This window comes from Aceticella sp. 75b-Ac, from assembly GCF_056032965.2.
The window spans coordinates 1,345,714-1,367,578 of sequence record NZ_CM190971.1; the positions used below are offsets into that span (position 1 = coordinate 1,345,714).

Annotated in this window: 23 protein-coding genes, 1 riboswitch and 1 other annotated feature; of the genes, 2 read left to right on the forward strand and 21 right to left on the reverse strand. The window is 33.3% G+C overall.

Annotation, left to right across the window (positions count from 1 at the left end; genetic code table 11):
- Positions 1-394 precede the first annotated feature (394 nt).
- The 3 genes from glgA to AC0LWJ_RS07075 are packed head-to-tail and all read right to left on the reverse strand — an operon-like array spanning position 395 to position 3,894.
- Positions 395-1,561 carry a glycogen synthase gene (gene glgA, locus AC0LWJ_RS07065; protein WP_474239817.1) on the reverse strand — a complete coding sequence of 389 codons (1,167 nt, stop codon included), beginning with the start codon at positions 1,559-1,561 and terminating at the stop codon, positions 395-397.
- 10 nt (positions 1,562-1,571) lie between these two features.
- On the reverse strand, positions 1,572-3,137 hold the full coding sequence (locus AC0LWJ_RS07070) for a hypothetical protein (RefSeq protein WP_474239815.1): 1,566 nt from the start codon (positions 3,135-3,137) through the stop codon (positions 1,572-1,574).
- 28 nt (positions 3,138-3,165) lie between these two features.
- Positions 3,166-3,894 carry a fumarylacetoacetate hydrolase family protein gene (locus tag AC0LWJ_RS07075; RefSeq protein ID WP_474239813.1) on the reverse strand — a complete coding sequence of 243 codons (729 nt, stop codon included), beginning with the start codon at positions 3,892-3,894 and terminating at the stop codon, positions 3,166-3,168.
- Positions 3,895-4,044: 150 nt separating this feature from the next.
- Positions 4,045-4,284 (forward strand) — a binding site (T-box leader).
- Between the two features lie 105 nt (positions 4,285-4,389).
- On the opposite strand from AC0LWJ_RS07075, the gene aroF reads away from it, so the two are divergent.
- Positions 4,390-5,400 (forward strand): 3-deoxy-7-phosphoheptulonate synthase, encoded by a 1,011-nt coding sequence (aroF, locus tag AC0LWJ_RS07080; RefSeq protein ID WP_284680413.1) that lies wholly within the window; start codon positions 4,390-4,392, stop codon positions 5,398-5,400.
- A gap of 72 nt (positions 5,401-5,472) precedes the next feature.
- Here aroF and AC0LWJ_RS07085 read toward each other — a convergent pair whose 3' ends face one another.
- The 17 genes from AC0LWJ_RS07085 to AC0LWJ_RS07165 all read right to left on the reverse strand — a co-directional run bounded on the left by AC0LWJ_RS07085 (position 5,473) and on the right by AC0LWJ_RS07165 (position 18,477).
- On the reverse strand, positions 5,473-5,943 hold the full coding sequence (locus tag AC0LWJ_RS07085; RefSeq protein ID WP_284680412.1) for a tRNA (cytidine(34)-2'-O)-methyltransferase: 471 nt from the start codon (positions 5,941-5,943) through the stop codon (positions 5,473-5,475).
- Positions 5,944-6,010: 67 nt separating this feature from the next.
- Positions 6,011-6,340: a DUF190 domain-containing protein gene (locus AC0LWJ_RS07090; RefSeq protein ID WP_474239810.1), complete on the reverse strand. Its 330-nt coding sequence runs from the start codon at positions 6,338-6,340 to the stop codon at positions 6,011-6,013.
- A 13-nt stretch (positions 6,341-6,353) separates the two neighbouring features.
- Positions 6,354-6,734 (reverse strand): fluoride efflux transporter CrcB, encoded by a 381-nt coding sequence (gene crcB / locus AC0LWJ_RS07095; protein WP_284680410.1) that lies wholly within the window; start codon positions 6,732-6,734, stop codon positions 6,354-6,356.
- Positions 6,735-6,770: 36 nt separating this feature from the next.
- Positions 6,771-6,829: riboswitch (Fluoride riboswitch) on the reverse strand.
- A gap of 42 nt (positions 6,830-6,871) precedes the next feature.
- Positions 6,872-9,367: an ASKHA domain-containing protein gene (locus AC0LWJ_RS07100; protein WP_474239809.1), complete on the reverse strand. Its 2,496-nt coding sequence runs from the start codon at positions 9,365-9,367 to the stop codon at positions 6,872-6,874.
- 93 nt (positions 9,368-9,460) lie between these two features.
- The gene (gene murJ / locus AC0LWJ_RS07105) at positions 9,461-11,023 is read right to left on the reverse strand and encodes a murein biosynthesis integral membrane protein MurJ (RefSeq protein WP_474239808.1); all 1,563 of its coding nucleotides are present in this window, start codon (positions 11,021-11,023) and stop codon (positions 9,461-9,463) included.
- 15 nt (positions 11,024-11,038) lie between these two features.
- Entirely contained in the window at positions 11,039-11,467 is a 429-nt protein-coding gene (gene fabZ, locus AC0LWJ_RS07110) for a 3-hydroxyacyl-ACP dehydratase FabZ (protein ID WP_474239806.1), read from the reverse strand.
- An 86-nt stretch (positions 11,468-11,553) separates the two neighbouring features.
- Positions 11,554-11,895, reverse strand: a complete 342-nt coding sequence (locus AC0LWJ_RS07115) for a rod-binding protein (protein WP_474239804.1) — start codon at positions 11,893-11,895, stop codon at positions 11,554-11,556.
- A gap of 25 nt (positions 11,896-11,920) precedes the next feature.
- The gene (gene flgG / locus AC0LWJ_RS07120) at positions 11,921-12,730 is read right to left on the reverse strand and encodes a flagellar basal-body rod protein FlgG (protein ID WP_284680405.1); all 810 of its coding nucleotides are present in this window, start codon (positions 12,728-12,730) and stop codon (positions 11,921-11,923) included.
- A 14-nt stretch (positions 12,731-12,744) separates the two neighbouring features.
- A complete protein-coding gene (locus tag AC0LWJ_RS07125) occupies positions 12,745-13,527 on the reverse strand; it encodes a flagellar hook-basal body protein (RefSeq protein ID WP_474239802.1) in 783 nt (260 codons plus the stop codon).
- 12 nt (positions 13,528-13,539) lie between these two features.
- Positions 13,540-14,568 (reverse strand): rod shape-determining protein MreB, encoded by a 1,029-nt coding sequence (gene mreB / locus AC0LWJ_RS07130; RefSeq protein WP_474239800.1) that lies wholly within the window; start codon positions 14,566-14,568, stop codon positions 13,540-13,542.
- Between the two features lie 128 nt (positions 14,569-14,696).
- Positions 14,697-14,948, reverse strand: a complete 252-nt coding sequence (gene spoIIID / locus AC0LWJ_RS07135) for a sporulation transcriptional regulator SpoIIID (RefSeq protein ID WP_284680402.1) — start codon at positions 14,946-14,948, stop codon at positions 14,697-14,699.
- Between the two features lie 119 nt (positions 14,949-15,067).
- Complete coding sequence (locus AC0LWJ_RS07140; protein WP_474239798.1) at positions 15,068-15,868, reverse strand: peptidoglycan DD-metalloendopeptidase family protein; 801 nt, start codon at positions 15,866-15,868, stop codon at positions 15,068-15,070.
- Between the two features lie 67 nt (positions 15,869-15,935).
- Complete coding sequence (spoIID, locus tag AC0LWJ_RS07145; RefSeq protein WP_474239796.1) at positions 15,936-16,997, reverse strand: stage II sporulation protein D; 1,062 nt, start codon at positions 16,995-16,997, stop codon at positions 15,936-15,938.
- Between the two features lie 261 nt (positions 16,998-17,258).
- Positions 17,259-17,411 carry a YvrJ family protein gene (locus AC0LWJ_RS07150; RefSeq protein WP_284680399.1) on the reverse strand — a complete coding sequence of 51 codons (153 nt, stop codon included), beginning with the start codon at positions 17,409-17,411 and terminating at the stop codon, positions 17,259-17,261.
- 101 nt (positions 17,412-17,512) lie between these two features.
- Positions 17,513-17,731 (reverse strand): DUF2922 domain-containing protein, encoded by a 219-nt coding sequence (locus AC0LWJ_RS07155; protein WP_284680398.1) that lies wholly within the window; start codon positions 17,729-17,731, stop codon positions 17,513-17,515.
- Between the two features lie 18 nt (positions 17,732-17,749).
- Entirely contained in the window at positions 17,750-17,974 is a 225-nt protein-coding gene (locus AC0LWJ_RS07160; RefSeq protein WP_284680397.1) for a DUF1659 domain-containing protein, read from the reverse strand.
- Between the two features lie 116 nt (positions 17,975-18,090).
- Complete coding sequence (locus AC0LWJ_RS07165; RefSeq protein WP_474239793.1) at positions 18,091-18,477, reverse strand: hypothetical protein; 387 nt, start codon at positions 18,475-18,477, stop codon at positions 18,091-18,093.
- Positions 18,478-18,612: 135 nt separating this feature from the next.
- Between AC0LWJ_RS07165 and AC0LWJ_RS07170 the strand changes: the two genes are divergently transcribed.
- The gene (locus AC0LWJ_RS07170) at positions 18,613-20,196 is read left to right on the forward strand and encodes an IS1182 family transposase (protein WP_503031405.1); all 1,584 of its coding nucleotides are present in this window, start codon (positions 18,613-18,615) and stop codon (positions 20,194-20,196) included.
- Between the two features lie 135 nt (positions 20,197-20,331).
- Here the strand turns inward: AC0LWJ_RS07170 and AC0LWJ_RS07175 are convergent, their stop codons facing one another.
- Positions 20,332-21,858: an APC family permease gene (locus tag AC0LWJ_RS07175; protein WP_474238405.1), complete on the reverse strand. Its 1,527-nt coding sequence runs from the start codon at positions 21,856-21,858 to the stop codon at positions 20,332-20,334.
- Positions 21,859-21,865: the final 7 nt, after the last annotated feature.

A 21,865-nucleotide genomic window follows, 5' to 3' on the forward strand; every position in this document is an offset into this window, starting at 1 on the left:
GTAGTTATAGCTTTAAAAAGCTATGTGATACCATAAACATAAAATAAGTAACATCTTAACTTTAAAGTTGATAATAACTTAAAACCCCGCAATTCATTTTTTATAATTTTGAAAATTTACTATAAACAGATGCTCTTGTATTTTAATTTTTATTTGCTTTGTTATGAAGGAAATTCATCAATATGCTATAAAAGTTCTATACTTTAATATGAATTTAAATATATCGGTTAAATATTATATTTGCAATGACTTATTATTAAAAAAATTTCTCTTTTATCTATTGTTTTTTATTTTATTATATAACAAGGACTGATGCTATGTCAATAATATTTTTATCATTATTTCCATTTATTTTTAATTTTTCTCTGATATTAACTGCTTGAATTACATTCTTTTACAGTTTATAATTTTCAACTGCCTGCTTATACACATCATATGTTTCTTTCGCAATTTTTTCCCAGCTAAACATACCTTCGACACGTTTCCTGCCGTTTAATCCAAATTTTAAAGCTAACACCTTGTTATCAAGAAGAATTTTTATATGTTTTGCAAGGGCTTCGGAATTTCCCGGTTCCACTAAAAAGCCTGTTTCACCGTTTACTACCACCTCTTTTATTCCACCTGTTGCACTTGCTACAACCGGCACTTTACAAGCCATTGCCTCAAGATTTATAATTCCAAATGGTTCATAAAGAGATGGGCAGACAAACACATCAGCATTGCTGTACAGCTCAATAAGCTCTTCTTTTTTTAACCTCTTGTTTATCCAGATTATGTTTTTGTGTTCCCTTATTTTCTCCTTCATTTCTTCCATTACCTCATTTGTATCGGGTGTACTTGCACATAACACCACCTTTATATCCTTGGGGAGATATTTTACAGCATCAACAAGGTACAAGATGCCCTTTTGCCTTGATATTCTCCCAACAAAAAGAATGAATCTGCCGTCTATACCATATTTTTTAATTACATCACTTTTATCCTTTTTCTGGTATTCTTCTAAATCAATTCCATTATATATTACCTGTACCCTATCCTCAGGAATTTTATAGCATTTTAGAATATCTTCTTTTGAGCTTTTTGAAACGGCAATTATCCTATCTGCTGCTTCAACACCTGTCTTTTCGATCCACAGACTTAAATTATAGCCATTTCCCAGTTGCTCTTTTTTCCATGGTCTCAATGGTTCGATACTGTGCATTGTTACAACAAGGGGAATATTATAAAGCATTTTTGCCAAAAATCCCGCCATAAATGTATACCATGTATGACTATGTACAATATCGGCGGTTATGAAATCTTTAATCATGGCAAGGTCTCTTGAAAAGGTTCCGATTACCTTTTGATGTTTCTTATCACAATCTTCTTTTAAAAATTCCCACTCCCCATATCCTTTTACATTCAAATTCCCTATTCTTAAATCCTGGTCTCCAAAACATCTTACATCTACATGCATCAATTTTGAAAGAGCACGTGACAGATAATCAACATGAACCCCTGCACCGCCGTAAATATACGGCGGGTATTCATTTGTAAATAATGTCACTTTTAAATTGTCCATTTTTACCACCTCACATAATTTGGTTATTCCCAAGACTCTCTAAACATTTGATTATTCCCTTAAGAGGTATCTTAACCCACTCCGGTCTGTTATTTACCTCGTATATCCCTTCAAATAGAGCCTTATCAAGCTTAAACAGCAAAATAATCATATCGAGATATTTTTCATCAGGTAAAATATCTGGTGCATATAGCTTTACAATTTTTAAATATGTATAAATAAAAGTTTCCTCAACGATATCTTCCCATAATAAAAGAAATTTCTCTATATTCTTAAGCTCTGATACAGAGGAATTATATGCATCTTTATAGTTGAAATATGCAGAATATACAGCATAGTCAAAGGACCTTAATATTCCTGCTATATCCTTTAAAGGAGAAACCTTTTTATTTCTTTCTTGTATGGGCTTTGTCGGTTCACCTTCAAAGTCTATAATAATATAGCTTTCTTCGGTTTTTAATATTTGTTCCAAATGTAAATCACCATGACATCTTATGTATTGTCCAAAATATGGATAGAGTTTTACAATATATTTTGATGCTTTTTCTATGATATCTTTTTGATGTGATATTTTTTCAAACATTTCCTTTGTTTCTTTATCAAAAATACCGTCTCTGAGGTAATTTAACAACTGATTATAATTATTATTAATACCAGATATTAGTTCTTTTACATCGGATTCTTTTGGATTTTTCTTTAAAAATGAATTTGTGCTGATTTTCGATAATATTATATGCATATCTGCAATGATTCCAGCTATTTTTTTTATTTCTGCAAGATAATCTTCACTGCTTTTTTTTATATACTCTAAAGGAATATCATCCATATAAGCAAATTTTTCCGAGATACCTTTTAAGTATTCCTGTGTAAATTGCCACATATCTACAATATTTTCAATATATTCAAATATCATTGCGATCGTATAAATATTTTTTTCTTTATCAATATATTGAAAATAACCTCTTATGTCCTCAATACTAAGAAAGCCGTTTTGTTTAAGCATCATAGTCATTTCAAGGTCTGGATTAATACCCGGCATCATTCTTCTGAAGGTCTTTATAATTTCATCTTTTTTAAGGAATGTCAAGCTGTTGGTTGATTTGTTGCTAAATCTTTCTGATTTATATATATCATAATCTATTAATTTAAAAGCTTCTAATCTTCCACCATTATTAAAATCTATATTTTTATTTGAGGAAAGCAGGCTATCGACAAATCTTATATAATTTATATCATCAACAGCATCATACAAATATGCTGTAAAGCCGCTTCCTTTAATTATACCAATATAATTTTCATCCTCAATATCTCTCCTGATTATAAGTGGTACAAAATATCTTGATAATTTTCCTTCTTTTGAATCCGCTATTCCAATTAAAAAGTCAATTACAGCAGCAATGATTATTGCTGCATTATCCTCATATAAAACCGCATAATCATACAGTAAAATATCAAATATATTATTAGCTTTATCCTGAAACCATCTGAAATTTTTAACCTTTTCTTTATCAATATCCTTTACAATATATTTTAATTGTAAAGAAATTTCATTGAATTTTATATCTTTTTGGTACACAAAATATCACTTCCATTCGGCTTGATTTTTACTTTACTTTATTCGTAAGTTTACCTATCCCTTCTATTTCAACTGTTACAATGTCACCTGCTTGTAATGGTCCAACACCTGAGGGGGTTCCGGTAAGTATAACATCACCGGGATTCAATGTCATAATATGCGATACAAAGCTTATTAGCTTTGGTACACTGAATATCAGGTTTTTTGTGTTGCTCTTCTGCTTGACTTCACCATTTACATATGTAGTAATATCAAGGTTTGATGGGTCAAGTTCGGTTTCAATCCATGGTCCAAGCGGCAAAAATGTATCAAAGGATTTTGCCCTTGTCCACTGCCCGTCTTTTTCCTGCAAGTCCCTTGCGGTTACATCATTCCCTATTGTATATCCCAGCACATGATTTAATGCATCACTTTCTGAAACATTTTTGGTAATGTCTTTTATTACAACAGCAAGTTCCCCTTCATAATCCATCCTTTGAGACATCTCAGGTTTTATTATGTAATCATCAGGTCCAATAACTGCCGTTGCAGGTTTCATAAACAATGTAGGTTCTTCAGGTCGTTTATCCCTCATTTCTTCAATATGGTCACCGTAATTAAGTCCTACACATACAGCTTTTGTTGGTATTGTAGGCGGCAAAAGCTTAACATCATCAAGTGAATATACCTTAAAGCTCACGCCATCCATAACTATAATATCATTACCGCTTATTACGCCATACTCTTTATTCGTTTTATCAATCATAACAAATCTCATAAAAATCCTCCCTTGATTTTTCTTTTAATTCCATTTTAACATAAAAATACATTAAAATATAAAAAAATTGTTGTATTAAATACGGTTACTCCAGAAAAATTTTTATTGACATTTCTCTATATTTATTATATCATTATTTAAACAGTAAACTTAAAAACCATGACAGAGGAAAGTAAATATACTGAAGATTTAAGCGAGCCGGAGATGGTGTAAGTCTGGTATTGGAGGTATATTGAAGTTCCCTCTTGAGTTGCAAATTGAAATCTAACAGGAGAGTAGATGATGCCGGAGTTTTCCACCGTTAAAAGGAAAAGAGTATGTTTGTACTCTTGAGTGAACTTGTATTAGTTAATAAAGGTGGTACCGCGGGAATAGCCTCTCGTCCTTTTGGATGAAGGGCTTTTATTTTTACATTTTATAGGAACAGCATTTATAATAATTAAATAATACAGGACGAGAATTGTTCCGCTTGTCTTAAAAGGAGGATATCATATTATGGTTATCATAATGAAAAATGATGCTACAAAAGCTGATATTGAAAAAGTATGTGAATATGTCAAAAAATACAACCTTACCCCAAATGTAGTTAATGGAAGTGAGCGCTCAATAATTGGCATTATTGGTGATGTAAGTATATTGGAGGATAAACCTGTAAACACCATGCAGGGTGTATATGATGTTGTAAGGATTTCATCCCCTTATAAACTTGTAAGCCGTGCAGCAAAACCTTGTAATACTGTAATTAAGGTAAAAGATTTAGAAATAGGTGGAGAAAATTTTACTATTATGGCAGGTCCCTGTGCCGTTGAAAGTTATGACCAAATGCTTGAAACCGCAAAAAACATCAAAAAATCCGGTGCAAAAGTGCTGAGGGGTGGTGCATATAAACCAAGAACATCACCATATTCCTTCCAAGGACTTGAAGAAGAAGGGCTCAAAATACTAAAAAAAGTTGGAGATGAAACCGGATTAATAACTATTACTGAAATTATAGACAGCTCACACATAGAGAAACTTTCAAGGTATGTAGATATACTTCAAGTTGGTTCAAGAAATATGCAGAATTTTGAATTATTAAAGAACATTGGGAAATCAAAAATGCCGGTTCTTTTAAAAAGAGGGCTGTCATCAACTATAGAAGAGTGGTTAAATGCTGCCGAATATATACTAAAGGAGGGAAACCCTAATGTAATATTATGCGAAAGAGGTATAAGAACCTTTGAGACATATACGAGAAATACCCTTGATTTAAATGCTGTTGCGGCAGTAAAAAATCTTTCACATCTTCCTATCATAGTAGACCCAAGCCATGGCACAGGGAGGCGGGACTTAATAGGACCTATGTCAAGGGCTGCAACAGCAGTCGGAGCCGATGGAGTAATGATAGAGGTACACCCAAACCCTGAAATGGCTTTATCCGATGGTGCACAATCATTAAGACCTGATGAATTTGATAAGGTATGTAAGGAAATAAAGAAAATCTTGCTTATAATGAAAGAAGTTTAAAAATAAAACTTGTATAATTATTCTGTATTAATATAATTATACAAGTTTTTCTTGTTTTTGACCTGTTTATCATCAATACATATCAGGAAAATCAAGCTGTTTTAATGCTTCATAAATTACAATTGCTACAGAATTGGACAAATTTAATGACCTCTCTGCTTTTACCTTATTCATAGGTATTCTTACGCAATCATCATTATATTTTTCTCTAAACCATAATGGAAGACCGGCTGATTCCTTGCCAAATATTATATATGAATCATCTTCGTAAGTCACTTCATGATAAAATTTTCTGCCCTTAGTAGTAACAATATAATATTTGCACCCATGGGTTTCAGATATAAACATATTTAAATTTTCATATACTTTTAAATCAAGATATGTCCAATAGTCAAGACCGGCTCTTTTAACATATTTTTCACTCAATGAAAAACCAAGCGGTTTCACAAGGTGAAGCCTGCTTCCGGTTAAAACACAGGTTCGGGCAATATTCCCGGTATTTTGCGGTATCTCAGGTTCAACCAGTACTATATTTAAAGGCAAAATATCACTCCTTAAAAATCTATAAATCTATTAATTTTCCCCTATGCTTTAAGGTATAAGGTATATTTTATTTTACATATTTAATAATATCTATATCATTCATCATAACAATCAAGCCTTTAGTTACCATTGGAGAAATTACCTTAATAAGTTCTTTTATTTTTTCCTCCTGGTCTACAACCTCAATTACTATAGGAAGGTCACTTGACAGCACTTCAATCAAAGAGGAGCGAAATTTGCTATGTGCTCCAAAACCTTCTATGCCCCTTAATGTTGTTGCCCCAGCAAGCCCCTGCTCTTTGATTTTTTTAATTATTGCATGATATAAAGCCTCCCCTTTATAACGATCCGATTCTCCTATAAATATCTTTAAAAGTTTACCTTTTCCGCCTTCCATTTATAAGCACCTCCTAAAAAATAATCTTACACAATAATCTGCCCAGAATAACCCCAAAAAGACTTAAAAATAAATTAAGGCAGATATTGACACATGCAAATAAATAACTTCCTTCATAAAATAAACCGATCGTTTCATAGCTGAATGTCGAAAAGGTTGTTAACCCGCCAAGAATACCTGTCGTAAGAAAAAGTCTCAAGTTTGAAGGTATCAGGTCTGTTGTTAAACTGATTTCCATGATTAAACCTATCAGAAGTCCACCAATTACATTTACTGTCAGTGTTCCGATTGGAATATTGGAATTAAACCATTTTGACAATTGCAGAGAAATTATGTAACGGAGTGAAGCTCCCAAAAAACCTCCAATCCCGACATAAAAAACATTTTGCAGCATAATCATTCCTCCTAAGTAAATAAAAAACTACTATTTAAAATAGTAGGAGTCATCAGCATAACGCATTTTTGGTGAACCCCATCACCCGTTTCTTTTATAATATTTTATAACATGCTATTGTAAAAGTAAAGAATAAATTAAAAATTGCATCTGTTAAAATACATACCCTCCATAAATTCTTCCTGAAATGATGTAATACTTGAAAGTTCAATATATTTTATACTGTCTTTTATCTTTGATGCTGTAGATAGTTCTTCATCTGACAGTAATGCTAAAATAGCCCCTTTTCCTGCCGCATTACCTATTTGTACAACCTTATCCTTTAACTCATAAGGAATAAGCCCTATTTCTGCAGCACTTTCAACATTTATATAATTGCCAAAACCTCCTGCAAAATATACATTTGCGATATCCTCTGTATTTATCCCCATTTCCCTCATCAAAATCCTTATACCGGCAAGTATAGCCCCTTTTGCCAGCTGTACCTGCCTTATATCCTTCTGTGTCACATATATATCATTTTTCTTGTCAAGCAAAAATACCCTCTCACCTTTGTATTCTATTATTCTGTCGGCTATACCTTTGTCAGTATATTCAGATACCTCTTCATTTGATAATAACCTTCCTGTCATGTCAACAATGCCGTATTTTACAAAACCTGCTATAAGGTCAACTATTCCCGATCCACATAAACCTTGTGGTTCTACATTTCCAATTGTTGTATATACAGGTATATTCGTAAAATCTACATGTTCTATTGCACCGGCTATGCCACCCATGCCACAGGTTATGCCCGCACCTTCAAAAGCCGGACCTGCCGCAGCGGAACATGCAAAAAGCCTATCCTTATTTCCGAGGACTATTTCACTATTTGTACCTATGTCAAGAAGAAGGTTTATTTCTTCTTTTAAATACATTCGGCTTGACAGTATTGCTGCAACCGTATCAGACCCTATATAGGATGCTGCCATTGGCAGTGTAACAATATAACCTTCGGGATTTATATTTATACCAAGGTCATGTGCCTTAAACTGCATTTTTGATGTAAATACAGGTATAAAAGGGGAATTTGCAATGTTTTTACAGGAAACATTAAGAAGAAAATGTATCATCGTTGTATTCCCTACAGCAGTTATTTCATATATGCTATTGCGATGTATTTTGTTTTTTTTGCATACATCATCAATTAAATCATTTATCTCATCAATCATTATTTTATTGATTTTGTTTAATCCATCTTCTTTCGTAATTGTATAATTTATTCTTGATATTACATCTGCTCCAAATACTTTCTCATGATTCAATGCGGAATATACATCCACCTTTTTACCTGTGCTTATATTGTATAAATACAGTGCAATTGTCGTTGTTCCTATATCTATTGCAATTCCATATAATTCTTCTTTATCATTGATATCATCAACAGATACTATTTCATCACCACGTACAGTACAAGCTATATTATATGTTTTTTCTATAATATCAGGCAGCTTTTTTAAAAGATCGGCTGATATCGTTGCATTTATTCCTATTGCATCTAATATTCTCTTATGGTCATCTCTCTGGTCATTTAATGAAGGTTTATCCAGATTTAAATGCTTTTTTTCTATGCGAGGTCTAAATGATATAACAGGAAGTTCATTGTCATCTGTCAGTATTACAGCAGTTTTATCATTATAAGGTACAACTACATTTAAGTTCTTGTCAACTGTTATAAAACAAGAAAGCCTCATATTTTCTTTCTTATCATCATCTGAAAGAAATTTTTCTTCTTCTTCGCTGATAAATTGTTCCGTATCTACCTTTACTTTACATTTGCCGCATTTATGGTGTCCGCCGCAAAGGTTATAAACTTCTATACCGTTTTTTATAAGAAGTTCAAAAAGGTTTTCTCCCATTTCTGCCGTAATTATTTTTTTAACTTTGCCAAAGCTGACATTGACTTTGAAAAATTTTTTAGAGGTATGTCGATAGCTGCAGTTTTTTAAATCACATTGACTGCAATCATGGTCAGCAAGGGATGTTTTAATATTTTTACCTACTCCATAAACAATAGAGAGAGATTTAAGAGGTTTCATCATAAAGTCATCATTTAAACTTACTCCTATAGATTTAACATCAAGAAGGTTAAATATTTTTTCCTGATCTTTTATATTCCACCTGCTGTCACCGGGGCAAAAACTTTGGGTTATACCCTTACCTTGAGATTCCGCTTCTTCCGCCAAATCTTTCCATAAGCTTCTGCTTAAATAATCCAATGCAGAATTACTGATGGCATCGTAAATCATACCCTTCATTATGTCGCCAGATGAAAAATACTGGGATATTTTTTCTTCTATAGAACTGCCAAGTGTAATAACAGCAAATACTAAGTACTCAGCATTTTTTAAATGATTTAAAATATAATCCTCTGAAAAATCATCTCCATTCGGCAATATTAATTTATTATCTTTTTCATCATAGAAAACATTATATCTGTCATAAACTATTTTGGGCTTTATAAACTTATATGCATCATTAATTGCTTTATTAATTTTATCCATAATTTCTTCTGGTATCTTATCATTTTTATATCCTAAATATTTTAAAACCAATTTTTTTTCGATATTTACAGGATAATCTTTATAAAACATAGTTTATCTTCCTCATTTCCTCTTATTGAATAATTAAGACCTGTCTTTTCCGTTCCGTTTAAAACCCTTATAACCTCTTTAAAAAATTTTGTATTAGTTCCCAGCCAATTTCGAATTTATATATTTCAGCCCTACTTTTAAATATCTTAATGCCGTTCTGTCGCAAATTAGTATAATAAGGGAATATAAAGCTACCCCTGCCACAATCGTTCCAAATAAATTTATGGCTTCATAAAGTTTACCATCAGGCATTACTTTGCTTAATTCCCTAAAAAGATAGTAAATCATTATTCCCATTAAAAAAGAAGCCGAAGAAGCCTTAATAAACGTATTTATAATCTCCTTGCCACCAATTTTACCTATCTTTCTTCTAAGGGATATAAAAAGCATAAATGTTGTAACAATTGCTGCAACAGATGTGGAGAGGGCAAGCCCCCCAAGCTGCATATATCTTACAAGAATAAGATTTAATATTATATTAATAATAACAGCAATCCCTCCATTGTACATAGGGGTTTTGGTATCTTTCAGCGAATAAAATCCCCTGCTTAAGACATCCCTTAACCCCGATGCCGTTATTCCTATGCTAAAAAACATGAGTCCTATAGAAGTAAGGTATGTTGACCTTTCATCAAAGGCTCCTCTCTCAAAAAGAAGCCTTATTATAGGTACACGCAAAACAATAGCACAAACCGTTACAGGCAACATAACATAAATAATAGCCTTTATTGAAAAATTAAGCCACCTTAAAAAGCTTTTAGTGTTATTTAATGCGGAACTTCTTGAAAGTGACGGATATATTACCGTAACAATTGCAGTTGAAAATATCCCCAGTGCAAAACCATTTAACCTGTTTGCATAATTTAAAGCGGATATACTTCCTTCCGGCAGATAAGAAGCAATCATCCTGTCAACATAGGTGTTTATTACCTGCATTCCTGTACCGATTAAAACAGGTATGGAAAGGATAATGACTCTTTTTACCGCTTCGTCTTTGAAATTGACTTTAAATCTGAATTTAAAACCCAATTTATATAATATAGGCAGTTGTATAAGAACCTGTGTCAATGTGGCAATAACAGTTGCAACTGCAACTCCTAAGATTCCGAATCTGCTGCTGAATATTATAACGGTTCCTATTATTATAATATTATATGGAATCCCTATCATTGCCGGTGCGGTAAAATGTTCCATTGACTGAAGTGAAGCTGTCAGTATATTTGATATGGCAATTAAAATTGTTACAGGAAATAGAATCATCGTTAATCTTACCGTAAGCAAAAATACATTCCCCTCAAATCCCGGCGCCATTAACCTCACGATATAAGGAGAAACTCCTATACCTACTATTGTAAAACATACCGTTATTAACAACATGATACTAAGTAGATTGTTTACAAAATCATATGCTTTGTCCTTACCTTCTTTAGTAAGATATTCTGAAAATATCGGGATTACAGTTGTTGCTATTGCAACCCCTATCGCAGCAAAAAGGACCATAGGAATATTTTGCGCCATGTTGTATGCATCAACCATATGTGTCGTTCCAAATCTTGACCCAATAACAACCTCCCTGCCAAATCCTAAAATCTTACTCATAAGGGTTATTATCATGATAATTCCTGCGGTTTTTACAGTCTTTTTAGCTGTGGACATATATATTCTCCTTATTTATTCTTTATCCGCCAATAAAAATGCAATATCTGCTGTTGCAACAATATCTTCACCTACCATAGCCTTTCCTCTTACCTTGGCAAGCTTCATTTTAAAAGAAATTATTTCAACCTCAAGTTTTAACTGATCACCTGGGTAAACCATTTTTTTGAATTTGCATTTGTCTATACTTGTAAATAAGCCTATTTTGTTTTTATTTTTCTCTCCTGCCATCACAACAACACCTGCCAATTGTGCCATTGCCTCTATAATAAGAACACCGGGCATAATTGGATTTCCTGGAAAATGTCCCTGAAAATACGGCTCATTAACGCTTACATTTTTGATGCCAATCGCTCTTTTTCCAATTTCTAATTCAAGTATCCTGTCGACAAACAAAAAAGGGTATCTATGTGGTATAAATTCTCTAAGTTCTATATTTTCCAATTCTAATATCCCCCTATCAAATATTTTTATAAGTATTATAACATAAATCTTTAAAACCGTAAAAAAACACGCCGGAATTTAGCGTGCTATATATTTTTTGAAAGCTGTTTATACATTGTATCGGCAAGTCCTAATGATTCCTTTTCAGAAATTGCCTCGGCATATTTATCATAAAGCATTGATGTAAACACATCTGTTGCAAAGTCATCTCCTGTTATAGGGTCTTTGGGAATAGTTTTTTTCATTTCATTTAACATTATTCCTACAAATTGCGATTCTAATTCCTTGCATTCTTTTTTAAGTTTCTCTTTATTTTTTTCATTTAAGGCATTTTGTATCGCCTTTTTAAAATCAGTAGTATTATTTTGTGAACTTATCTGTGGTATATTTGTTATACCGTTTAAAGGATTTACTTCCATCTTTAGCATCCACTCCTTTATAGGTTAAATTGCACTATCTTCTGAGATTGTTTGCAATCCCCAACATCTCATCAGCAGCTTGTATAGCTTTTGAATTTATCTCATATGCCCTCTGAGCTGTTATCATATTTACCATTTCATTTACAACCTGTACATTTGATGTTTCAAGAAACCCTTGCATTATATTTCCCATCTTTCCTTTAAAAACATCCCTTTTCCCTGCGGTACCTGACGCAGCAGTCTCTTCATATAAATTGCTTCCTTTCGAAAAAAGCCCCTGCGGATTTGAAAAATTATATACACCCAATGTTGCAATTTTATTTAATGTACCGTCAGCATTTTTTGCAGTAATAACACCATCGGGAGAAATTGATATATCCTTTTGTATGCCGTCAAATGTTATTGCCTTTCCACTATCATCTAATACCGGATATCCATCGGCTGTTGTCAGGGTAGCTTTACCCCCATTGGCACTATCAACACTTAACTTGAAACTTCCATCCCTTGTATAGTATGTTTTACCATCAGGTCCTTGAATTGCAAAAAAGCCCTCTCCGTCAAGTGCCACATCAAGTGGATTCTCCGTCTGCTGCAGACTACCTTCCTTAAAGTCCTTAACAATTGCAGATGTCCTGACACCAACGCCTACCTGCATATTAACAGGTTTTCCTTGTCCCCCGTATATGTTTTCTGTCTGAAGTGTCTGATATACTAAGTCTTTGAATTCAGCCCTGTCCTTTTTAAATGCTGTTGTATTCACATTTGCAAGATTATTTGAAATTACATCAACATTCAGCTGCTGTGCATTCATCCCTGAGGCAGCAGACCATAATGCTCTCATCATTTTTATTACCCCCTCTATACTCTTCCTACATCATTAACAGTTTTACTTAGTGTCTCATCAAAAGCTGTCACAACTTTTTGATTTGCTTCATATGACCTTACTACATTAATCATATTTACCATCTCATCAACAGAATTTACATTTGAACTTTCAAGATAACCCTGTTTTACAACTGCATTTGCAGGAATTATCTGTGCTCCAGCTGCATCAAAAAGATTTTCCCCCTCTTTTTTTAAAATATTATAATTATTGAAATCAACAATATTAAACCTGTCCATGTATTGACCATTTAAAGATATGTTTCCACTTCCATCCACCGAAATATCCCCTTGTGTAAGTTTTATTGCCACATGATTACCACTTTGATCGGTATTTTTACTTAGTACATAATATCCATCTTTTGTGACAAGATATCCCTCCTTATTCAAAGAAAATGAACCATCTCTCGTATATCTTATATTTTGAGGGGTACTTAATGGAGAAGGACTTACCGCAAAAAATCCATTTCCTTCCAATGCAAAGTCTAATTTCCCTTTTGTTTCATTTATCGTACCATATTGAAAATTCGTATGTAATGTATCCACAAGAATACCATAATTCATTTTCCCGATTTTCCCATCATACGGAATATTATCACCTCCGTTTTTTGTAACAGTAAAATCAGGAAATGCTGATGTTACAACAGTGTCTCTTTTATATCCTGTTGTATTTACATTCGCAAGATTGTTTGAAACCACATCCATTATCTTTGATTGTGTAACCATTCCTGAAGATGCCGTATATAACCCTCTCAACATAAAATCACCTTCTTACTTTATTTTCAGTGCATTAACAACTGTATCAGCCTCTTCCATTATTTCAATTAAATTAAGAGCTTTTCCGGTTCCTATTACAACACAACTTATTGGATCCTCTGCAACATATACAGGCACGCTTAATTTTGATTGAAGAAGCTTTCCCATTCCATGTAACAGGGCTCCCCCACCTGTAAGTATTATACCTCTATCGCAAATATCTGCTGCAAGCTCTGGCGGTGTTTTTTCAAGAACTCCATGAATAGCCTCAAGGATTTCCTTTAGTGGTTCTTCTAATGATTCTTTTATTTCCATTGATGAAACTTCAAAACCTTTTGGAAGACCTGATACAAGGCTTCTTCCCTTAATAGTTATCTTTTCTTCTTTCTCTTTTTCATAAGCTGTCCCTATTTTTATCTTTATTTCTTCTGCTGTTCTCTCTCCAATTATTATATTGTACTTTTTTCTTATGTACATAGTTATTGCCTCATCAAAATTATCACCTGCTACCTTGAGGCTTTTTGACACTACCGCACTACCAAGTGAAATAACAGCAATATCGGTAGTGCCACCCCCAATATCAACAACCATATTGCCACAGGGTTTTGATATATCAACCCCTGCTCCTATCGCCGCAGCAACAGGCTCCTCAATAAAATAGACTTTTCTGGCTCCAGCCTGTATGGAGGCATCAATTACTGCACGTTTTTGAACCTGTGTAGCCTCACTTGGCATACAAAGTAATACATTAGGTTTCATTATTATACCGCCACCACAAGCTTTTGTAATGAAATGCTTCAACATTTTTTCAGTAATATCATAATTTGATATTACACCAGCTCTCATGGGACGAACTGCAAGTATATCACCCGGCGTTCTGCCTACCATTCTTTTTGCATCATCACCAACAGCAAGTATATTGTTTGTATTTCTGTCAATAGCAACAACGGATGGTTCTTTTAATACAATTCCTTTATTCTTCATATAGACAAGAACGGATGCCGTACCAAGGTCTATACCTATATCCTTAGAAAATGCAAACATTTAAACACACCTTTCTTATGTACTTCAGAAAAAATGGCATCTATATTGTTCTATCGTCATACATCATAAAATCTTTAATATTAAATTAATTCGACATAATATTCATAATTCCTTCTTTGTATATAAATTTATTTTAAGGATTTGTATTTCATTTTTGTTGCATATCCTCCCCTTATATGCCTCTCTGCTTTATTTTTTTCAAGTATTTCTTTTACCTCTTCATACAACTCTATGTTTATATCACACAGTCTTTCTGTTACATCTTTATGAACCGTACTTTTGCTGACGCCAAATACTTTGGCAGCTTCCCTTACAGTGGCTTTGTTTTTTATAATGTACTTTGATATTTCAATAGTTCGCTCTTCTATATAATCCTTCAATATCAAAACCTCCTTAAGTGTAAACCTATCAATATATTTATATGCCATAATTAGCTTAGTAGAATCATATAGAAAAGCAAAAAAATAACAGGGTATATTCCCTGTATTAAATATAATAATTATCTAAAGTATTGCATTGGATCTAAGTATATCCCATCCTTTATCAATTCAAAATGCAAATGGGGGTCTTCTGCTATCTCAAACTTTGCTGATGAACCTATTTTGCCTATCTCCTGTCCTTTTTTAACTTTTTCACCTGTTTTTACGAGTATTCCGTCGTCAAGATTTGCATATCTCGTTTCATAAGAACCATTTTTGATAACAACCGTATTCCCAAGTTTAGCATCATTATAAACCTTTGCTACCGTACCATCCATGGCTGCTAAAACTGCCGTGCCTATCGGGGCTTTTAGATCCACACCTTTATGGGTCGTCCACTCATCAAGGGTCTTTGAATATACAAGCTTGTCCTTTGCAAAAGCCATTATTACATCCCCATTAACCGGTTTTAAAAGAGTAAATGAAACATTTACCGTGGTTGTTGTATTTTGCGGAGCTGAATTTTGAGCAGCGTTTTTGGAGATATTGTTATCGCTTTTAACCGCATTATTTTCATTCGCTTCTGACCCTTCTGCTTTATTGTTCAATACGTTTTTATCGCCTCCATTAGTAGTTATTGTATCTTGACTATTTTCTTTCCTTAGTTGATTTGATGATGGATATTCCGTAACAAGATTTTTGGAATCTGTCTTATCCTTTGAATTAATCTCCCCCTGTTGTATACCTTCCGACATCTTTTTTAAATTATTATTTGTAACATATACTGCAGTAACTGCCACAACAACAATACATAAAAATAATACTATGTAGAAACCTTTTCTGTCAAAAAATTTTATTAAGTCATCTTTATTTATTTTCAAAGCAAATCACCTCCTTCTGGTATTTTAACCAATTTAAAATAATTTATACCATAATAAAACCACCGGCTTATTTCCCCGATGGTTTATCAAATACTTTTTTTATAAGGTCATCAAATTTCTTGATTTCAACTCCTGTATAATAATGTTTTAAAATCTCTTCGTAATTTTTACCTTCTTTTGCCATTGCCTCCGCTCCGTATTGGCTCATTCCAACCCCATGACCATATCCAATAACCGTTAAAACAACATTTCCTCCTTGTAGATTAAATGTAAAATTAGTAGAGTTCAAATTGAAAAGGTCCTTTATGTCATTCCCTGTTAAGTATGCTCCTCCAATTTTTAATGATTCTACATGCCCTGCAGGTGTTCTAATTATATTTTTTATACAGCTTAGAGCATTTTTGCTGTTTAATACTGCCTTTGGTGCCTTGCTTTTAATCCTTCTAATAAATTCATCAATTGAAACTGTAACAGTCGTTTTGAATTTTTTGGCATTTTCTTCGCCCGGTGATACAACACTTTTTAGATAAGGCTCATTGCTTTTCCAGACATTCACAGAATCCTCTGTTTTACCGCCGCTTATGGCATGATATGCAGGTTCTATAAGGGTATCCTGATAAACAATAACAAGCCCTTTGGTATCATCTACTGCTTTAGAGACTTTATCCATATATTCTTGATATTTGCTACCCCATTTTTCTTTTAGTTCGGCATTTGATTCCCATGCCTGACAGTGCTTATAATCAGTACATATATCAGCACCCGGATGCAGTTCGCATCCTTTTCCGCCTGCTGCAATCTCTTTTGAGAGTGCATACGTCCTAGCCGCAATAGCTTGTGCTTTTAATGCTTCTTCCTCAAATTCCGCCGGCATTTCTGCTGCCACAACGCCTTTTAAGTAGTCCTCAAGGTTCATCTTTATAATCCTGTTTTCCTTTACAACAAAAACATTTATTGTATTGAAGTCCTTTGTGTCCTTAATGTCTGTAGCACTCCCTTCCCTCACTAATTTTGCACCTTTATGTGGAACATCATTTCCTTTCATGAAAGAAAAACCCATCACAATTATTGACGGTATGATTATCATAACAAACAAAAGTAAAATAACCCCATATAACAAATACTTCATTTTTCCCTCCTAAGATAAATATAGATAATAAAGTATATGTCTATGGATATATATTTATAACTTAAAAAAGTGAAGATAAAAAAATAGCTGCTTAAAAAGCAGCACACCATTTGGGTTGGGGGTGCAGAATATAAATTAAATTAAATTATGGGGAAAAGGGGAATCATTCTTACATTGTTTATTATAATATGAAAAATTACTTAAATAAATAGGTCTTTAGTCCTATTTATTATTATAATTCAACATTTTTCTGCAAATTTTTCATATATATTTTTCTTTTGCTGCTATTGCTTTTGCAAGCTCATTTATAGAGTTTGTAAGGTTGTCAAGTTTTGATTCAACTCTTACCAAAAGGTATATGCTGACTACTATAGGAAAGCCTAAATTTGCTACACCGGCAAAGATTTCATTCATTTTAAATCATCCCTTTCGCTTCGCTCAAGGTACAAAACGGAATGAAACCGCTCTTTTGAGCTTATCTTAATTTAGAACTAATGGGGAAATTCCCCATTAGTTCATTTTACAGTAAATCCTTTTGTTGTTGTACTTACAAGCTCTGCCCCAACTATTTCTACAACATCGCCACCGCTTGTATTGAAAATATTCTTTGCAATAATTGTGTCCATAGCGGATTTTACCTGTGCGTCTGTCAAGTTTTCAAGAGCATCATCAACATTTATCCTGAAATTTTTCCCAAGCCTATTTTTAAAATTCATTTGAAGCTGTATTGCCATCTTAATTCTCCCCTTCCTTTAACCTTGTGTAAGTTCTACTTCATTAATTCTACTGACAGATTTAACCTGATTTGATTGAAGTCCATTTAATGCAGAAGCTACATCTAAAACATCTTGGTCAAGTGATGCACTTTTTATGCCATTATATGTCCTTGTCCTTAAAATATCCATTCCTTTTGCATCCTTACCTGTAATAAAAACAATCTGCAGCCTCGAACCTTTCGGTGTGGAAACAACTGCCATAAAAAACACCTCCATATTTTTATTTACTACATTTATAATATAGAGGATTTATTAAAATCTTACCCACAGAAAACCAATGGTTTTTGTTCTTTTTGCTTTCTCTATCTCCTACAGGATTAATTTTTCATTGCCCATTTATCATCTTTAAGCGGCAGAGGCATTGTAGCTACAACAATGTGTTTGTGTCTTAAAAGCTGTTTTTCTATATAGACCCTCGTCCGGTTGTGCAATATATTATGCCACCATTTTCTGACTACAAATTGAGGCAGAATAACCGTAATTATATCTCCCTTTTTATAGTTGTATTCTGCCGATTTAATAAACCTCAACAAAGGGCGAACAACCCTTCTAAAAGGTGAATACCTCACAATGAGCGGTATATCTGTGTTTAATAAAGCATATTTCTCTTTGATTTTTCTTGCACTTTCCTCATCAATAGAGACATTAAAAGCAATCACATTATCAGATATTGTCCTAGGAGTCCACTCGAAATCATCAATCACAAATTAACAAATATGTTATTGAAAACCATATAATTTACAATAAAAAATACTCCTGAACACATATGAAATAAGCACTTAAGAGCTATTTTTATGATATAATATAAATAATATAATAAGAAAAATGTGGTGATAAAAATGTTAGGAAAAGCAGACAGACAAATGTCATTTTCAGATTATTGGTTACTTGGAAAAATTTCTGAAGATAGTTATTATCATAGATTAAGAACATGGGTATTTAATAATCTTAATGAAGAAATGTTTCAGCCACTTTTCTCATACTATGGCAGAGAATCCATATCTCCGGTATATACATTTACAGCGATGCTGATACAATTTGAAAAAGGATATTCTGATCGTGAAATGGAAGAAGAATCACGATTCGATGACAGAATTAAATATGCATTAACCGCACCACGGGATTTTGATGGAATAGATGCAGTAACATTATGTGATCATAGAAAAAGACTGTTTAACAGCGAAATAGGAAAAGAAATATTCATTAAAACAATTAGTCAGGCAAAAGAAGTAGGACTGTTTGATAAAGACAACTTACACATAATAGATTCATTCATGATTTGGGGTTCCTGTGCCAGACAAGATACTTACACTATGATATACCAAGGGATAAAGATGGTTCTCCGTTTCATGAAGTTTTACGAAATGGAAGATGAATCGAAAAAAATACTGAAAAGAACAGATTATAAAGAAAATATCAAAAAACCCAAAATAGCATGGGAAAACGAAAAAGAAAAAGCAAAATTACTCGAAGAACTTGTTAAAGATGCACTATCACTCGTAGAAAATATAAAAACAAAAAAAGATATAAAAGATGATTTAAAAAAAGCAATTGAATTATTAGAAAGAGTAGCATTACAAGATGTTGAAATAACAAACGACGGGCATGTAAAAATGATAAAAGGAACAGCAAAAGACAGAATAATATCAGTAGTAGATGATGAAATGCGCCATGGAAGAAAGACCTCATCGAAATTATCAGATGGATACAAAGCTGAAATTATAACAGGAGGAGAAAAAGGCTCAGTAGTAGTAGGAATAGAAGTTGATGGAGCAAATATAGCAGATGGAGAACATATGAGTGATCTTATAGAACAAAGCCGAAGAAACGGCGTTGATATAGATAAACTGTATGGAGATTGTGCATATAGTGACTTTGAAGAAATAGAAAAAAGGAAAGAAGAAGGAACAGATTTTTGCATTAGAGTGCCGGAAGCAACAAATCCAAGTGGAGGATTTTCAAAAGAAGAATTCAAAATTGATTTAGAAAAAGGAACAGTAGAATGTCCCAATGGACATATAAAACAATTTGATACTGAAAAAACACAAAAACATGAGCAAGTTACAGTGAAATTTAGAGCAGAAGAGTGTAATGATTGTCCGCTAAAAGACCAATGTACAAAATCAAAAAAAGGGAGAACAATAAATATACATCCGTATGAAAAAGAAATACAAGAACAAAGGGAATATCAAAAAACAGATGAATTTAAAGAAGACTATGCAAAAAGACCGAATGTAGAAAGAAACATATCAGAACTTACCAGGCATGGCGGACGTAAAGGAAGGTATAGAGGAAAATTAAAAATAAGATGGCAAATGATAATGGTAGCAATAAACAATAATATCAAAATAATAACGAAACATATTTCTAAAATTTGTAATAGACAAATTAAGAAGGGGGAAGTCTGCCCAAAAACGGCTTAAAGAATGGTTAAGGATATTAAAAATAGCAATAACAGGTCAATAAAGCCATAATATACATATTAAAATCAATAACAAAATCATATATATTTCTTTGAATAGAGATTATTCTGATAATTTATGCGATGATAAAAATTCTTAACCGGCAGATAAGTTATTTTCGAGTGGACTCCTAGCAAATCTTAGAGCTCTTACACTTGCTTTATTTATACTTTCTACAGGCACTATAACACGAATACGATAGTGGTCGTTTAGTATATCTGTTTTTTGTAATTCTTCAGGCGTTATTTTTAATTGCTTAGCAATAGCTTTATAATGTTCATGCACCTTCAACATTGAAAATACAAGTATAGGAAGTATCAATATTACAATCCATGCACCTTCGCTAAATTTTGTTATCGCTATTATAACGACGACAGTAGCAGTTACCAAAGCACCACTCCCATTTACCAAAGCCTTGCCTATCCATTTTGAGCCACGTCCTCTTACCCACTTCACAAACATTCCCGACTGTGAAAGCGTAAATGAGATAAAAACCCCTATTGCATATAAACCGATAAGTGATGTTACTTTTGCTTTAAATACTGTTATAAGTATTATCGCAAATATCGATAATAAGACTATGCCATTGGAGTAGCTTAATCGGTCCCCTCTCATGCTTAACTGACGCGGTACATGCCCTTCTTTTGCCATAACAGCGACTAACAATGGAAAATCAGAATATGCCGTATTTGATGCCATAATCAATATCATAAAGGTTGTGGCTGTAATGTAATAAAACATAAAGCCTTTTCCAAATATATTCTCTGCCAGTTGGATAAGTACAGCTTTCTCGCCCGGCACAATATGATACATACTGGCTAATATAGAAATTCCTCCAAAACTTATAAACACAATGGTTGATAAAAGGATAAGCACTGTTTTGGCTCTTTTTGTAGATGGTTCTTTAAAGTTCGGCACGCCGTTACTTACCGCTTCAACACCTGTTAAAGCAGCACATCCATTTGAAAAAGCCCTCAGCAGTAAAAACAACGTAAGCGGTTCAACTGTTTTAAATGAGTGTGGCTGTGGTACATAACCGCTTTTTAGATTTATCAAACCCATAAACAGCATTGAAATTATACCAAATAAAAATGCATATGTCGGTATACCAAATATTCTCGACGATTCTCTTAAACCTCTTAAATTGCCTATCATTAATATTAAAACCAATATGATACATATCAAGACAGTATAAGGTCGCAAAGGCAAAAAGGCAGATGTTATCTGTTCAACACCAGATGATATACTAACAGCCACCGTAAGTATATAGTCAACAGCCAAAGCTGCGCCGGCAATAACCCCGGCTGTTGTACCGAGGTTGTCTGATGCTACTATATATGCACCACCGCCATTTGGATAATTCTCGATTGTCTGGCTATATGAAAGAGTAAGTATTATGAGAAGCCCTATTATAGCAGCCGATATATAGAGCAAATTAGCATATGCCAAAATACCTATGACAGGAACCAATACAAGCAATATCTCCTGACTTGCATAAGCCACCGATGAAATAGCATCACTTGCCAATACCGGCAGTCCCCAAAGCACCCCATATTTTTGATCTTTAATAGCTTCATTCTTCAACGGTTTCCCAATGAGAATTCTTTTTAGTTCTTTAAACATAATAATA

Bases quoted from the DNA above. Each gene is read 5' to 3' on its own strand.
- glgA (WP_474239817.1), bottom strand. From the start codon at position 1,561: ATGGACAATTTAAAAGTGACATTATTTACAAATGAATACCCGCCGTAT.
- AC0LWJ_RS07075 (WP_474239813.1), bottom strand. From the start codon at position 3,894: ATGAGATTTGTTATGATTGATAAAACGAATAAAGAGTATGGCGTAATA.
- aroF (WP_284680413.1), top strand. From the start codon at position 4,390: ATGGTTATCATAATGAAAAATGATGCTACAAAAGCTGATATTGAAAAA.
- AC0LWJ_RS07090 (WP_474239810.1), bottom strand. From the start codon at position 6,340: ATGGAAGGCGGAAAAGGTAAACTTTTAAAGATATTTATAGGAGAATCG.
- crcB (WP_284680410.1), bottom strand. From the start codon at position 6,734: ATGCTGCAAAATGTTTTTTATGTCGGGATTGGAGGTTTTTTGGGAGCT.
- AC0LWJ_RS07100 (WP_474239809.1), bottom strand. From the start codon at position 9,367: ATGTTTTATAAAGATTATCCTGTAAATATCGAAAAAAAATTGGTTTTA.
- murJ (WP_474239808.1), bottom strand. From the start codon at position 11,023: ATGTCCACAGCTAAAAAGACTGTAAAAACCGCAGGAATTATCATGATA.
- AC0LWJ_RS07115 (WP_474239804.1), bottom strand. From the start codon at position 11,895: ATGCTAAAGATGGAAGTAAATCCTTTAAACGGTATAACAAATATACCA.
- flgG (WP_284680405.1), bottom strand. From the start codon at position 12,730: ATGATGAGAGCATTATGGTCTGCTGCCTCAGGGATGAATGCACAGCAG.
- AC0LWJ_RS07125 (WP_474239802.1), bottom strand. From the start codon at position 13,527: ATGTTGAGAGGGTTATATACGGCATCTTCAGGAATGGTTACACAATCA.
- mreB (WP_474239800.1), bottom strand. From the start codon at position 14,568: ATGTTTGCATTTTCTAAGGATATAGGTATAGACCTTGGTACGGCATCC.
- spoIID (WP_474239796.1), bottom strand. From the start codon at position 16,997: ATGAAGTATTTGTTATATGGGGTTATTTTACTTTTGTTTGTTATGATA.
- AC0LWJ_RS07150 (WP_284680399.1), bottom strand. From the start codon at position 17,411: ATGAATGAAATCTTTGCCGGTGTAGCAAATTTAGGCTTTCCTATAGTA.
- AC0LWJ_RS07155 (WP_284680398.1), bottom strand. From the start codon at position 17,731: ATGGCAATACAGCTTCAAATGAATTTTAAAAATAGGCTTGGGAAAAAT.
- AC0LWJ_RS07160 (WP_284680397.1), bottom strand. From the start codon at position 17,974: ATGGCAGTTGTTTCCACACCGAAAGGTTCGAGGCTGCAGATTGTTTTT.
- AC0LWJ_RS07170 (WP_503031405.1), top strand. From the start codon at position 18,613: ATGTTAGGAAAAGCAGACAGACAAATGTCATTTTCAGATTATTGGTTA.
- AC0LWJ_RS07175 (WP_474238405.1), bottom strand. From the start codon at position 21,858: ATGTTTAAAGAACTAAAAAGAATTCTCATTGGGAAACCGTTGAAGAAT.